The sequence below is a fragment of the Vibrio sp. 16 genome, assembly GCF_963681195.1.
GTDB lineage: Bacteria > Pseudomonadota > Gammaproteobacteria > Enterobacterales > Vibrionaceae > Vibrio > Vibrio sinaloensis_D.
In genome coordinates, this window is the sequence record NZ_OY808997.1 from 2,245,846 (window position 1) to 2,259,930 (window position 14,085).

Here is a 14,085-nt window from a genome sequence, read left to right on the forward strand (position 1 = left end):
GCTAGTAGCTATATTGCTAAAAAAGACTCTGAATTATCTTCAGTATTTTATGATGGTTCAAAGTTACGGCAAATCAAACTAAAAATAAAGTATTAATTCATTATTTTTACATATTTATTCATGGCAACTTAATTAATACCCAAAGAAAGAAAAAGCCCACTTGGCGTCCAAGTGGGCTTGTATCAATCTGTGGGAAGCATTACTTCTGATTTTTCAGAGCTCTGATACGGCTCGAGAGCGAGTAGAGGCGGATGAAGCCTTCTGCGTGACTTTGGTCATACACTTCATCTTCACCAAAGGTAGCAAACTCTTCACAGTACAAGCTGTTGTCAGAACGCTTCTGAGTCACGGTTGCTTGGCCTTTGTATAGCTTCACAACCACTTCACCGTTCACATCTTGCGCCAACTCTTCTGACGCCGCTAGGATAGATTTACACAGTGGCGTGAACCAACGACCATCATAAACAAGATGAGAAGCTTTGACGCCCAACTCTTCACGGAACTCAAAGGACGTTTTATCCAAAACAAGCTGTTCAACGGCACGCAGGGCTTCCATCATGATGGTGCCTCCTGGCGTTTCGTAACAGCCGCGAGACTTCATCCCCACTAAACGGTTTTCAACGATATCAATACGGCCAATACCGTGTTTCGCCCCTTTCTCGTTTAAGTAAACCAGTGCGTTGTATGGCGTCATCTGCTCACCATCGACTCCAACGACTTCACCTTTTTCTACTTTTAGCGATACGTACTCAGCTTCGTTGGGAGCTTGTTCTGGATCCACAGTCCAAGCCCAGCAATCTTCGTTTGGTGCATTCCATGTATCTTCTAGTACGCCACCTTCTGTAGAGATATGCCATGCGTTTGCATCACGTGAATAAATTTTCGTTAACGATGCGGTACAAGGGATATTACGCTCAGCCAAATAGTCGAGACACTCTTCACGGCTCACTAGGTCCCATTCACGCCAAGGTGCGATAACGTGTAGGTCTGGTGCAAGTGCCGCAAAAGCGCCTTCGAAGCGGACTTGGTCGTTACCTTTGCCCGTACAACCATGACATAGGGCATCAGCGCCCACTTTACGTGCAACTTCAACCTGAGCTTTAGCGATGATTGGACGAGCCATAGAGGTACCAAGCAGGTATTTCCCTTCGTAGTAGGCGCCCGTTTTCAGTGTTGGGTAAATGTAATCCGCGACCATCTCTTCTTTTAGGTCCGCGATATAACATTCAGAGGCGCCAGACGCTTTCGCTTTTTCTTCAATGCCAGCAAGCTCTTCTTCGCCCTGACCAACATCGGCAACAAAGGCTACTACTTCACAATCGTAGTTCTCTTTCAGCCAAGGGATGATCACTGATGTATCCAGACCGCCAGAGTATGCGACAACAACTTTATTAACTTGAACTTTGCTCATTTTCTTTTCTCCAAATCCCGGCGCTGCGCTTGGCGGTCAGTGCTACGGGTTACTTCCTAGTTATTCTGTTTGCCTTACCGCATTTGCGTTAAGGCTAATTCATTCTCGTTACTGCTTTGGCAGAAACTGAGTTCCAATACTTTGGCCTGCAAACAACTCGACCAATTTTTCAGGGTAGCGCCAAGTGGCAACTTCAATTGGACGACCTAAGTCATTGGCGGCTTCTAGCGCAGCGTTTACCTTAACGATCATCCCGTCAGTAATGACGTGCCCCTGAATCAAGCTTTGAGCTTCTTGCGCGTTTAAACTCTTAATCAAGTGGCCTTTACCGTCGAGCACACCGCTCACATCCGATAGCAGCACCAACTCTGCATCCAACGCACCAGCCACCGCGACAGCCGCTTGGTCAGCATTCACATTCATCATTTGCCCCTGCGCCGTCAGGCCAATTGAGCTAATGATCGGCAATGCCCCTGTTTCTAAAACGGCTTGCAGTACTGATGAGTCACCCGGTGTCGCTTTGCCCACCGCACCCAACTCAGGGTCCAACTCTTCTACTTTGCACAAGCCGCCATCTGCGAGGCTTAAGCCTACTGCGTTCAACCCATCTTTGATCGCTTGACCCTGTAGCATCTTATTTGCGGTACCGGCCAAAGCGCCTGCGATAACTGGGATCTGCTCGTACGGTGTAACGCGCAGCCCCTCTTTCTTCACGGTTTTTAGTTGCAGTTGAGCCATTAGATCGTCCACCAGATAACCTCCTCCGTGGACGATCACAATTCGTCGCTGAGCCTGCTTTTGATAATTGGCTATCGCACCAAATACCTGGCTAAGAGTCTCAGTACAAGACAGTGCAGCACCGCCTAATTTGATCACTAATGGAGTTTGTTTGTTATCTGTCATTACTCGTCCCTTTACCTACTTGCTTAAGCTTTATGCCTAAATAAGGGCAGTTAACTCTGGAAATCCGTAGTGGATGTTTAAACATTGCATCGCTTGACTCGATGCGCCTTTGAGTAAGTTGTCTATCGCTGAAACAACGATGACGTGCTCACCCTGAACCTTCCAGCCGATATCGCAGAAAGGTGAATTCTCTACATTTTGGATTGAGGGCAGTGTCGATTCGAGAAGACGTACTGCAGGTTTACCCTCGTATGCTTTTGCAAATGCAGTCGCAACCTGTTGTTCCGTTGCACCACTGGCCAACTTCATTGTTACCGTGGCCAAAATGCCGCGTTTAAAATTGCCCAAATGTGGCGTAAAAATTACGTCGCGACCCAAGTGGCTTGCGATTTCTGGCTGATGGCGATGATTGAACACGCCGTAGGGCTGTAAACTCACTTCGCAGAAGCTGTTGGTTAATGTCGCCTTTCTCCCTGCACCTGAAACACCACTCGTGGCGTTAATAATTGGCCATTGCACCGTATCAAGCAGTTGTGCTTCGATAAGTGGTTTGATAGCCAGTTGAGATGCCGTCGGGTAACAACCAGGAACGGCAACGAGCTGTGCTTGTTTAATCTCTTGCGCGTTCCACTCTGCCAATCCGTACGATGCCTTATCAAGTAAGTGCTCATACTGATGCTCAAAGCCATAAAACTCGCTGTAGAAGCCCTCTCTTTTCACGCGAAACGCACCCGAGAGGTCAAATACCTGACAACCTTGCTCTAAAAACTGGAACGCCAAATCGTGGCTCACTTCATGTGCGGTCGCTAAAAACACCACATCACAAGCCTTCGCTGCAGCTGTCACATCTTTAAGCGGCTGCACAGGTTCACTGATTACGCCAGCCAATTTTGGATGCAACTGTGAAATGCTCTTACCAGCGTCCACACTATTGGCGGACACATATAAACCTGATAGCGTAAGTCGAGGGTGTTTGTGCACCATGAGCGCCAACTCTGCACCGGTGTAACCGCTTGCGCCAATGATTGTGGTTTTCAGCATTTCGACATCCATTTTTTCAAAAAAACACCACTCGAAAGAGTGACTACAAATTTACAAAAACATCGCTTTTATTGGTTTTTTATTCATTAAAAGTGATTTATTATGTGTTTTACCTTCTAAATTGATTTATGTCAACAGGGAAAGCAAACTAAATATGCAATTGCCGAGTTTCAAAGAGGTCTATCAGGGCCTAATTTCTACCTCTTCTATTAGCTCGACCGACCCGAGTTGGGATGAAGGTAATGCGCAAGTCATTGAGAAACTTGCAGGATGGTTGAAAGACGTTGGATTCCAAGTCGAACTGACGGAAGTGGAATCAGGGAAGTACAACCTCATCGCTAAAAAAGGCGCAGGTGAGGGAGGGCTGCTACTCGCCGGTCACAGTGATACCGTCCCCTTTGACGAGGGACGATGGAACTTTGACCCGCACGCGTTGACCGAAGCAAACAATCGCTTTTACGGGCTAGGCACCGCCGATATGAAAGGCTACTTCGCTTTTATTATTGAGGCGGTCAAGAAAGTCGATTGGAGCAAACAGACGAAGCCGCTGTACATCTTAGCCACCTGCGATGAAGAGACGACGATGCTCGGTGCACGCCACTTTACTGACAATGCTCCGTTTAAACCGGATTACTGCATTATTGGTGAGCCCACCAGCTTAGTACCGATTCGCGGCCATAAAGGCCATGTTGCTAATGCCGTGCGCGTCACTGGCAAATCCGGTCATTCATCTGATCCCGCTTTGGGAGTGAACGCCATTGAGATCATGCATGAAGTCTTGTTTGCATTAATGCAGCTGCGAGACAAGCTGATCAAGGAATATCATCACCCAGGCTTTGCCATTCCAAGCCCAACACTCAACTTAGGCCATATTCACGGTGGGGACAGCGCCAACCGCATCTGTGGCTGCTGCGAGCTGCATTATGATGTCCGCCCCCTACCTGGAATCAGTTTGGATGGCTTAGACAATATGCTGCGCGGCGCGCTCAAAGAGGTCGAAGCCAAATGGCCAGGGCGAATTGGCATCACCCCACTGCATGAGCCTATCCCTGGTTACGAATGTCAGCACGACCATCCCTTTATTGGTGGTGTCGAAGAGATCTGTGGCATGAGCTCAGAAACCGTCAACTACTGCACCGAGGCGCCTTTCTTGCAGCAGCTTTGCCCGACACTCGTACTCGGACCGGGGTCCATTGATCAAGCGCATCAGCCAGATGAGTTCTTGGCATTCGAATTTATTGACCCGACCATCGATGTCCTATCCAAAGCCATGTACCGTTATTGCTTTGACTAAATCCAAATGACAACTGGGCTAGCTTGAGTGTAGCTAGCCCTTTTTGTAATAAAATTTCAGCATACTTCACATCAATCTGTTGCTTACTTGGGTTACATTCCTTTTCATAATATTTGCAAACTTTGCATGCGATAATTGACTCCGCACGACATTTTTCGCTAGATTGTTTGCTTAACAAAAGAACATTGGATGTAATTTTTTTACAAGGCAGGATGACAATGAACGAGAAATACTCTGCTCTGCGAAGCAATGTGAGCATGCTAGGACACTTGCTCGGTAACACCATCAAGGATGCACATGGTGAGGAACTTCTAGAGAAAGTAGAAACGATTCGTAAACTTTCCAAGTCCGCCCTAGCTGGTAATCAGGCTGATAGAGACAGCTTGATCGAGGAAATCAAAAACCTTCCAAATGAGCAGCTAACCCCTGTTGCCCATGCATTCAACCAGTTCCTCAATCTGACCAACATGGCAGAGCAGTACCACACTATCTCTCGTCATTGTGATGCACACGTTTGTGAACCAGACGCTCTCAATACGCTTTTCTCTAAGTTGAGCCAAAACGACATCAGCAAGTTAGACACGGCTCAAGCGGTTCGCGAACTGAATATTGAACTTGTCCTGACCGCTCACCCAACAGAGATCACGCGTCGCACCATGATCAACAAGCTTGTTAAGATCAATGAGTGTCTATCCAAGCTTGAGCTCGGTGACCTGTCAGTCAAAGAACGAGCAAAAACAGAACGTCGCCTTGAGCAATTAATCGCCCAGAGCTGGCATTCCGATACCATTCGTAAGCAGCGCCCAACGCCTCTTGATGAAGCAAAATGGGGCTTTGCCGTTGTCGAAAACTCTCTGTGGGAAGCAGTACCAGATTTCTTGCGTGAGATGGATGGTCGTCTAAAAGATTATCTTGGTGAAGGGCTGCCTATTGATGCTCGCCCTGTACACTTCTCCTCTTGGATGGGCGGTGACCGCGACGGTAACCCATTCGTCACTCATACCGTGACTCGTGAAGTGATGCTTCTCTCTCGCTGGAAAGCGGCCGATCTTTACCTCAACGATGTCAATGAGCTTGTTAGCGAGCTGTCGATGACCCAATGTAACGACACCATTCGCGCACTTGCCGGAGAAGACGAGCACGAACCTTATCGTGCGGTTCTAAAAGAGTTACGTAACCTGCTCAACGAAACCAAAGAAATTCTCGATGCGAAAGTCCACGGCCAAAAACTGGCGGTTAAGGCTCCTCTGCAGCGTATCGAACAACTTTGGGAGCCACTATACGCGTGTTACCAATCGCTGCATGAATGTGGCATGGGCATCATCGCTGATGGCTCGCTGCTAGATACTCTTCGTCGCATTAAAGCATTCGGAGTTCACCTCGTTCGCCTAGATATTCGCCAAGAAAGCACTCGCCACTCAGATGTGCTGTCTGAGCTAACTCGCTACTTGGGCATTGGGGATTACGATCAGTGGAGCGAACAAGATAAGATTGCCTTCTTGACCAACGAATTGGCCTCGAAACGCCCGCTTCTTCCCCGTGATTGGGAGCCATCAGAGGCGGTCAAAGAAGTTCTGGATACCTGTAAGATTGTCGCCGCTCAGCCGCGTGAAGCTTTCGGTGCTTACGTCATCTCAATGGCACGCACAGCCTCTGACGTACTGGCCGTTCACCTGCTGCTTCAAGAATCAGGTTGCCCATACCGTATGGACGTTTGTCCATTGTTTGAAACTCTAGACGATTTGAACAATGCGGAATCTGTAATCAAACAGCTCATGGGGATTGACCTCTACCGCGGATTTATCCAAAACCACCAGATGGTAATGATTGGCTACTCGGATTCAGCAAAAGACGCGGGTGTAATGTCGGCAGGCTGGGCTCAGTACCACGCGATGGATTCACTAGTGAAAGTGGCTGAAGAAGAAGGCGTGGAGCTTACCCTCTTCCACGGTCGTGGCGGTACAATTGGCCGCGGTGGTGCGCCTGCTCATGCTGCGTTGCTATCTCAGCCACCGAAGAGTCTAAAAGGCGGTCTTCGCGTTACTGAGCAAGGTGAAATGATCCGCTTTAAGCTAGGCCTACCCGATGTTGCGGTAAACAGTTTCAACCTGTACGCCAGCGCTATCTTGGAGGCGAACCTGCTACCGCCACCAGAGCCAAAACAAGAATGGCGTGATCTGATGGATGTACTGTCTGAAGTCAGCTGTGAAGCATACCGCAGCGTTGTACGTGGCGAGCCAGACTTCGTTCCATACTTCCGTCAAGCAACCCCAGAGCTCGAGTTAGGCAAACTACCGCTTGGCTCTCGCCCGGCAAAACGTAACCCTAAAGGCGGCGTAGAAAGCCTGCGAGCGATTCCGTGGATTTTCTCGTGGAGTCAAAACCGTCTGGTGCTGCCTGCATGGTTGGGCGCGGGTGAAGCTATTCAGTACTCGGTCGACAAAGGTCACCAAGCGCTGCTTGAGGAGATGTGTCGCGAGTGGCCGTTCTTCTCAACTCGTCTAGGCATGTTAGAGATGGTCTACACCAAGTGTAACATCGAGATCTCTCGCTACTATGATGAGCGTCTCGTCGATCCTAAACTTCAGCCTCTGGGTGATCGTCTACGTGACCAGCTTAAGAAAGACATCAAAGCTGTGCTCAATGTAGAGAACAACGAAAACTTGATGCAAAGCGATCCGTGGGGGCAAGAGTCGATTCGCCTACGTAATATCTACGTTGAGCCTTTGAACATGCTTCAAGCAGAGCTTCTGTACCGCACTCGTCAGAGTGAAGAAGCATCGACAGAAGAGCTTGAAGAAGCGCTAATGGTCACCATTGCGGGTATTGCTGCAGGCATGCGTAACACTGGTTAGTGTCCATTTCCACTCTATGCAAAGGGTTAGCTGAAAGGCTAGCCCTTTTTTATTCTTCGCTATTGGTTAATAGATAAACAGCAAAAACACTAACAAAAGAAGACTTTTATAACCAATAAAAAGAATTATAAACCGAATTTTTCAATTATTGAGAAAAATATCAGTTTTTTGGTATATTTTGTCCTTCTATTCTACTTTATGCTTATTATTTAGATATACTACTCGTCCTCTGTATGTATATAACAATTCTTAACATACAGTTTCTTCGACTCCTTCGTGATTCGATCTAGGTGATAAACGGCTTTTTTAAGGTGACATGGCCAACATATGTTGGCGCTGCTTAAAGACTACCTTATACGGTATTCCACTGATTATTAAGTGCCATAGAAGCACAACAGTAGCTAAGCAGTCGTATTTGAGTTTATTGACCATTTGGATTGAAGACATGTCATTACCACACGTTATTCTGACAGTACTGAGCACACGCGATGCTACTGGCTACGATATCACCAAAGAATTTTCAGCAACCATCGGCTACTTCTGGAAAGCTAGCCACCAGCAAGTCTATCGTGAGCTTAACAAAATGGCTCAAAACGAGCTTGTAACTTGCGTATTAGAACCTCAAGAAGGCAAACCTGATCGTAAGGTTTACTCCATCACAGACGCGGGTCGCACAGCGCTTGGTGAATGGTTCGACCAACCAACTGCGCACCCAACAGTGCGTGATGAATTCTCAGCAAAACTCATGGCGTGTGCCGTTCAACCATCGGCGCCATACCGAGTTCAGCTAGCAGAGCTGGTTGAGGAGTCTCGCAAACTCGTTGCGCATTACCAAGAAATTGAAAGTGCGTACTACTCAACACCATCTACTTTGGACAAGCAGCAACGTCTAGAGCGCTTAACATTGCGCCGCAATCTTCTGGTTCGCCAAGCTTGGATTGAGTGGGCAGACGAAGTACTCAGCGAGCTTGCAGAGCTAGGCTAATTACCGCGCTATTCCATACAAGCCGAATCCACGGATTCGGCTTTTTAGTGCCTGCCATTTTGAGTTCCGTCGTAACTTTATAAAAGCAAAAGGAATTGTGTGCAAAACCACGTCACTATATGTCCTTCTATGTGACTAAAGGACATTTCCCCTGATGACGAGACCAATCTCCAAGCTCATTGCGAACCTATTTCTTTGTCTGATACTCAGTGGATGCGTTAACCAAGCGCTGCTGGATGCGCAGCCAGCATTGGTCACAGCGCAAAGCACGAATCTCACCCCGCAGTCCCCTGATAAGGTTGAGATGTATTTTGTGGGCTTTGCTGCGGACTCTTCCCAGAACGTATTCATGAAAGAAGTCAGTTATGTCCAGCAGCTATTTGATCAACGGTTTGAAACCGAAGGGCGCTCGCTACTACTGATCAACAATCGCCAGACCCAAAATGATTACCCAATGGCGACATCAGACAACTTATCCGCAACCCTCACCGCTATTGGCCAGCAAATGGATGTCGACAACGATATTCTGTTTCTTTACCTCTCTGGGCATGGTGAATTTCGCTTTGGCTTGAATGTGAGTTTTGGGCCAAATCACAACGAAACCATTTCGCCTAAAGAGCTCAAGGCGATGTTAGACAACTCAGGGATCAAATGGCGAGTGGTTGTAGTTTCAGCCTGCTTCTCTGGCAACTTCGTGAGTCAGCTTGCCGATTTAAACACCCTAGTCATTAGCGCCTCCGATCCTAACCACCCCTCGTTTGGATGCACCAATACCGCAGAATTCACCTTCTTTGGTGAAGCCTTCTTCAAAAATAATCTGACAAGAACACACTCATTTTTCCAGGCTTTTCTCGCGGCAAAAGAAGAAGTCACACTGAGAGAAACCAAGCTCGGTTTCGATAACTCGAACCCAATGTACCAAAGTGCTAAACCAATCGATGACCAGCTGTCTTTAATGGACCTATGAAACAAAAAAGCCAGCTAGATAACTAGCTGGCTTCTTAGATGAGCATTTTCGAAGGGCTATATCCCGTCGCCACCAATAAAGCTTTGGGATTTACCATTGAATTGTTGGTCCATATCCAATGACGGCTTATCGGTTTTCGGTCTACCGACAATCTTGGCAGGCACCCCCGCCACGGTCGTATGAGCAGGCACGGGTTGCAGCACTACGGAGCAAGAACCAATCTTAGCGCCTTCGCCGACCTCGATGTTGCCGAGAATTTTTGCCCCAGCACCAATCATCACGCCTTCGCGAATTTTCGGGTGACGATCCCCGCACTCTTTACCTGTACCGCCAAGTGTCACATCTTGAAGGATGGAGACATCATTCTCCACCACCGCGGTTTCACCAATCACAATACCCGTTGCATGGTCTAACATGATGCCACGGCCAATGCGGGCAGCTGGGTGAATATCCACCTGACAAGCCACAGAGATTTGGTTTTGAAGATACGTCGCAAGAGCGACTCGACCTTGCTTCCAAAGCCAGTTAGCAACGCGATACCCTTGCAGCGCGTGATACCCTTTCAAATAGAGTAATGGCATTGAGTACATTGCGACCGCTGGATCTCGATTTACCGTCGCGCAAATGTCACACGCTGCGGCTTCGGTAATCTTTGGATCGGCATTAAACGCCTCTTCAACGACTTCACGTACCGCCATAGCCGGCATTGAAGCAGTATTGAGCTTGTTGGCAAGAATGTAGCTCAACGCCGACGCTAAGCTGTCGTGTTTAATGATCGTGGCATGATAAAAGCTCGCAAGCATAGGCTCTTGCTCCGAGAGCTCTCTTGCTTCACGAACAATCGCTTGCCAAACGTTCTTTTTTTCGCAATGTTTCATGTGCTTTCCTAGTATCCAATCCTTGTTGCTAGATACGATCTTTCTTCTAGTAGCTGGGTAGCCTTATGCCTCTGCCTTCTTATCGCGAGCAAGAAGATCCTTCGCAGCGAGTCGCGCATCCTTTCCTTGATACAATACTTGATAGATTTGATCAACAATTGGCATCTCAACGCCCATGCGTTCAGCCAACAAAAACACTTCTTTGGTATTGCGATAGCCTTCAACCACCTGACCAATTTCATTCTGTGCCGTATCCACATCCTTGCCTTGACCTAAAGCCAAACCAAAGCGGCGGTTACGTGATTGGTTATCTGTACAAGTCAGTACCAGATCGCCAAGACCCGCCATGCCCATAAACGTTTCCGCTTGTGCACCTAGAGCAGCTCCCAAGCGGCTCATTTCCGCGAGACCACGGGTAATTAATGCGGTACGAGCGTTCGCGCCAAAACCAATGCCATCTGACATACCCGCGCCAATCGCAATCACGTTCTTCACCGCGCCGCCCAACTGCATGCCAGTAAAGTCACTGTTTGCGTACACTCGGAATGTTTTACTGCAATGAATTTTTTCTTGGAGATCGGCAACAAACTCGGCATCTGGTGAAGCTACCGAGATAGCCGTCGGCATACCCATCGCTAACTCTTTCGCAAACGTCGGGCCAGATAACACTGCCAGTGAGTAGCCTTCCCCTAGCGCGTCGTAAGCCACATCTTTTAACAAACGACCCGTTTCTGGCTCCAACCCTTTCGTTGCCCAGCAGATGCGCGTATCGTCGCGCAGGAAAGGCTTCACGCTGTTCAATACAATACCAAACACATGGCTCGGTACGACAACCAAAAGGTCACGGCTAGACTGAACCGCTTTTTCTAGATCAGACTCAACGATTAAACTCTCTGGAAAATCAATACCAGGTAGAAACTCATGGTTAGCGCGATCGGCTTCCAAACGCGCCATGTGTTCTGGCTCGTGCCCCCAGATTACGATGTTCGCACCGTTGCGAGCCAACGAGATCGCGAGCGAGGTGCCGTATGACCCCGCTCCAAGAACCACCATTGAAATCTCTTTACCGTAGGCATTGTTGGTATTTTTATCTGTCATTGTTCCGCCTGATTGTCGTGTAAGTGACTAGAATCCAGTTGTCATCGCCTTGATGAGTAAGACGCTGAAAACTCCACTCTACTTAAAGAAAAAATGCACAGCGCATCAACATGAAGATACTCTGTGCATTTGATTCCCGCTCTGTAAAACAGAGTCAGTCAATTAAGCTTCCGCTTGGCCTTCCGCCTGAGCTTGTTGCTGTAGGTAGTTCATAAACAGTGCATCAAAGTTAACTGGTGCAAGGTTTAGTTGTGGGAACGTACCTTTAACAACTAGGCTAGAAATCGTTTCACGAGCGTATGGGAATAGAATGTTTGGACAGAACGCACCTAGACAGTGAGCGAGTTGACCTGCTTCCATTTTCTCTGCTGTGAAAATACCGCCTTGCTGTACTTCACATAGGAACGCTGTCTCTTCTGCATTTTTCACAGTAACAGTCAAACGAAGCACAACTTCGTAAACACCCTCACCCAGTTCACGGCTTTGCGTGTCTAGATCCAGTTTCACATCTGGGTTCCACTCTTTTTGGAACATGTCTGGTGAATTTGGCGCTTCGAAAGAAACGTCTTTTAGGAAGATACGTTGAATTGCGAAGTTTTGAGCTTCTTGTTGCGGTGCTGCTTCAGCCATTATAAAAATCCTTTAATCTTGAATTACGAGTCTGTTTCGAGACTAACTGAGAGTGCTTACGCTGACTAGGTTTCCACGCTATTTCGTGGGAGTCTTCACATCTCTCAGCGATAAACGCTGACTTTTCAATCAACGCTCCAAGCATTCGTTGTGTAAATTACTTCTTACCTTTAACCAAAGGTAGGTTTGCTTCATTCCAAGCAATAAGACCATTCTTAAGCAAGTTCACTTTTTCAAAGCCTGCTTTCGCTAGAAGGTTAGCGCTCTCTTGCGCCGTTTGACCTGTCTTGCATACTACGATGATTGGGTCACCTTTGCGGTTTTCAAGGCTACCAAAGTTACCTGCTTTAATATCAGACGGCAAAATGTGAACTGCATCGGTAATATGACCTTTGCGGAACTCATCTTTCGCACGAATATCAACCACAACACCATTCTCACGGTTCATCAGGGTGGTCACTTCGTTGGCAGTGATTTCTTTGTAGGCTGCTGTCGCAGACTTAACGATGTTCATGATAAGGGCGACCAAAAGACCTACCCATACCAGAGATAGAATCATGTTCTCTTGAAAAAATGCGATGTAATCTTGCATGTCCTGTGCTCTTCGATGATAGAGCTGCCACTTCAAATATGAAGGCGATAGCAGCTCTAGACTAAAATTCAGATTGGGAGTATAGCGAGGTTAAGGTGCCTAAGCGAGCCAAATGCACGCACAATCACCATCTGTTGCGTATTTAGTCACGCTCTTGGGAATGGGAAAGCAGTCACCTGATCAATGTGATCACAGCCGATCGCCAGCATAATCAAGCGATCAACGCCCAGTGCGACGCCCGCGCACTCTGGAAGCCCTGACTCCAAAGCAGCGATCAGGTTATGATCAATCGGTTGAGGCTCCAACCCCATCTCAACGCGCTTAGCGTTGTCTTGCTCAAAACGTTTCAACTGCTCTTTGGGGTTATCCAGCTCATGGAAGCCGTTTGCCAGTTCAATCCCTTTAAAGTAGAGCTCAAAACGATCGGCGACTCTTGGATCCTGTCGATTTATTTTCGCCAAAGCGGCTTGGGAGGCTGGGAAATCATAAACAAATGCCGGAGTCTTTTGGCCTATCTTAGCTTCGACGCCGATGCTAAATAGCAATTGCAGTAGGGTATCGCGATCGTCTTCAGGCTCTGCAATATCACTCAGCCCCAGCTTGGCCGCCACCACTTTGAGTTCCTGCATCGAACCTTCTAACGGGCACACACCAAGTACGTCCATGAAAGCTTGCTGGTAAGTCATACGCTCAGCAGCGCCACACTTCAATACTAGTTGCAGTAGGTCGTCCATCTCATCCATTAACTGGTGATGGTCAAAGCCAACTCGGTACCACTCGAGCATAGTGAATTCAGGGTTGTGGTAACGGCCATTCTCTTCATTACGAAATGCTTTATTGATCTGATAAATACAACCACTACCCGCCGCCAAGAGGCGCTTCATATGGAACTCTGGGCTCGTCATAAAATAGAGCTTACTGCCGTCGGCGTAACCTGGACCAACAAACTCCGTTTGGAACGTGTGTAAGTGAACATCGGTCACCGTCGCATGGCTCATTGCGGGTGTATCAACTTCCAATACATCACGCTCTAGGAAAAACTGACGGATCTGGTTCAACAAATGCGCACGTTGACGCAATTGCTCTACCGAAGCGGTGGGCTGCCAATCTTGGTTCATAGGAACTCTCTTTAGATGTTTGATGGCGGCAAAGTATCAATTTTGTTCTTCTTTGCCTAGTGAGCGCCATTTTACCGACTTAGCCCCCTCAAAGCAGCTTTTAAAATGGGCGAATATGAAGCAAGCATTTCGCGTATTACAGCTCAAAAAACATCCGTCGCAACACGAACTATCCATGCCTGTAATGTCACGCAACAGCCGTTTAACAAAGTTCCTCGCAAGCCAAAAAGTCATAAAATCCTTTGCCGTGATTGCAGTCACATAACCTGCAAAATTTATGCTCTTACATGCATTAGTGGAGCAAAAACCTAAT

The 14,085-nt window shown here is 47.7% G+C and carries 13 protein-coding genes; 5 read left to right on the forward strand and 8 right to left on the reverse strand.

Translation table 11 applies throughout. The annotated features are described in order from the left end of the window. Positions 1-199 precede the first annotated feature (199 nt). The 3 genes from U9J37_RS10240 to argC form a co-directional block, all read right to left on the reverse strand. Complete coding sequence (locus U9J37_RS10240) at positions 200-1,411, reverse strand: argininosuccinate synthase (protein ID WP_005474198.1); 1,212 nt, start codon at positions 1,409-1,411, stop codon at positions 200-202. 108 nt (positions 1,412-1,519) lie between these two features. Then, positions 1,520-2,314 (reverse strand): acetylglutamate kinase, encoded by a 795-nt coding sequence (gene argB / locus U9J37_RS10245; protein WP_005474182.1) that lies wholly within the window; start codon positions 2,312-2,314, stop codon positions 1,520-1,522. A gap of 36 nt (positions 2,315-2,350) precedes the next feature. Next, positions 2,351-3,355 (reverse strand): N-acetyl-gamma-glutamyl-phosphate reductase, encoded by a 1,005-nt coding sequence (argC, locus tag U9J37_RS10250; protein ID WP_039483851.1) that lies wholly within the window; start codon positions 3,353-3,355, stop codon positions 2,351-2,353. A 154-nt stretch (positions 3,356-3,509) separates the two neighbouring features. Here argC and argE point away from each other — a divergent pair, with 154 nt between their 5' ends. The 4 genes from argE to U9J37_RS10270 all read left to right on the forward strand — a co-directional run bounded on the left by argE (position 3,510) and on the right by U9J37_RS10270 (position 9,456). Beyond that, positions 3,510-4,649: an acetylornithine deacetylase gene (argE, locus tag U9J37_RS10255; protein ID WP_005474163.1), complete on the forward strand. Its 1,140-nt coding sequence runs from the start codon at positions 3,510-3,512 to the stop codon at positions 4,647-4,649. Positions 4,650-4,867: 218 nt separating this feature from the next. Further along, a complete protein-coding gene (gene ppc, locus U9J37_RS10260; protein WP_043887189.1) occupies positions 4,868-7,504 on the forward strand; it encodes a phosphoenolpyruvate carboxylase in 2,637 nt (878 codons plus the stop codon). Between the two features lie 445 nt (positions 7,505-7,949). Beyond that, positions 7,950-8,489, forward strand: coding sequence for a PadR family transcriptional regulator (locus U9J37_RS10265; protein ID WP_038186710.1), 540 nt, complete (start codon positions 7,950-7,952; stop codon positions 8,487-8,489). Between the two features lie 154 nt (positions 8,490-8,643). Then, entirely contained in the window at positions 8,644-9,456 is an 813-nt protein-coding gene (locus tag U9J37_RS10270) for a C13 family peptidase (RefSeq protein ID WP_005474161.1), read from the forward strand. 56 nt (positions 9,457-9,512) lie between these two features. Here the strand turns inward: U9J37_RS10270 and cysE are convergent, their stop codons facing one another. The 5 genes from cysE to epmA all read right to left on the reverse strand — a co-directional run bounded on the left by cysE (position 9,513) and on the right by epmA (position 13,772). Then, positions 9,513-10,334, reverse strand: a complete 822-nt coding sequence (cysE, locus tag U9J37_RS10275; protein WP_005474152.1) for a serine O-acetyltransferase — start codon at positions 10,332-10,334, stop codon at positions 9,513-9,515. Positions 10,335-10,397: 63 nt separating this feature from the next. Beyond that, complete coding sequence (gene gpsA / locus U9J37_RS10280) at positions 10,398-11,432, reverse strand: NAD(P)H-dependent glycerol-3-phosphate dehydrogenase (protein ID WP_005474156.1); 1,035 nt, start codon at positions 11,430-11,432, stop codon at positions 10,398-10,400. A 162-nt stretch (positions 11,433-11,594) separates the two neighbouring features. Then, positions 11,595-12,062 carry a protein-export chaperone SecB gene (gene secB, locus U9J37_RS10285; RefSeq protein WP_005474178.1) on the reverse strand — a complete coding sequence of 156 codons (468 nt, stop codon included), beginning with the start codon at positions 12,060-12,062 and terminating at the stop codon, positions 11,595-11,597. Between the two features lie 157 nt (positions 12,063-12,219). Beyond that, positions 12,220-12,654, reverse strand: a complete 435-nt coding sequence (locus U9J37_RS10290; protein ID WP_005474235.1) for a rhodanese-like domain-containing protein — start codon at positions 12,652-12,654, stop codon at positions 12,220-12,222. A 146-nt stretch (positions 12,655-12,800) separates the two neighbouring features. Then, complete coding sequence (epmA, locus tag U9J37_RS10295; RefSeq protein WP_005474196.1) at positions 12,801-13,772, reverse strand: elongation factor P--(R)-beta-lysine ligase; 972 nt, start codon at positions 13,770-13,772, stop codon at positions 12,801-12,803. Between the two features lie 22 nt (positions 13,773-13,794). Here epmA and U9J37_RS10300 point away from each other — a divergent pair, with 22 nt between their 5' ends. Then, positions 13,795-14,037: a hypothetical protein gene (locus tag U9J37_RS10300; RefSeq protein WP_005474180.1), complete on the forward strand. Its 243-nt coding sequence runs from the start codon at positions 13,795-13,797 to the stop codon at positions 14,035-14,037. The last annotated feature ends 48 nt before the right edge of the window (positions 14,038-14,085 follow it).

Coding starts and splice junctions, on each gene's coding strand:
- U9J37_RS10240 (WP_005474198.1), bottom strand. CDS start 1,411: ATGAGCAAAGTTCAAGTTAATAAAGTTGTTGTCGCATACTCTGGCGGT.
- argB (WP_005474182.1), bottom strand. CDS start 2,314: ATGACAGATAACAAACAAACTCCATTAGTGATCAAATTAGGCGGTGCT.
- argC (WP_039483851.1), bottom strand. CDS start 3,355: ATGCTGAAAACCACAATCATTGGCGCAAGCGGTTACACCGGTGCAGAG.
- argE (WP_005474163.1), top strand. CDS start 3,510: ATGCAATTGCCGAGTTTCAAAGAGGTCTATCAGGGCCTAATTTCTACC.
- ppc (WP_043887189.1), top strand. CDS start 4,868: ATGAACGAGAAATACTCTGCTCTGCGAAGCAATGTGAGCATGCTAGGA.
- U9J37_RS10265 (WP_038186710.1), top strand. CDS start 7,950: ATGTCATTACCACACGTTATTCTGACAGTACTGAGCACACGCGATGCT.
- U9J37_RS10270 (WP_005474161.1), top strand. CDS start 8,644: ATGACGAGACCAATCTCCAAGCTCATTGCGAACCTATTTCTTTGTCTG.
- cysE (WP_005474152.1), bottom strand. CDS start 10,334: ATGAAACATTGCGAAAAAAAGAACGTTTGGCAAGCGATTGTTCGTGAA.
- gpsA (WP_005474156.1), bottom strand. CDS start 11,432: ATGACAGATAAAAATACCAACAATGCCTACGGTAAAGAGATTTCAATG.
- secB (WP_005474178.1), bottom strand. CDS start 12,062: ATGGCTGAAGCAGCACCGCAACAAGAAGCTCAAAACTTCGCAATTCAA.
- U9J37_RS10290 (WP_005474235.1), bottom strand. CDS start 12,654: ATGCAAGATTACATCGCATTTTTTCAAGAGAACATGATTCTATCTCTG.
- epmA (WP_005474196.1), bottom strand. CDS start 13,772: ATGAACCAAGATTGGCAGCCCACCGCTTCGGTAGAGCAATTGCGTCAA.
- U9J37_RS10300 (WP_005474180.1), top strand. CDS start 13,795: ATGGCGGCAAAGTATCAATTTTGTTCTTCTTTGCCTAGTGAGCGCCAT.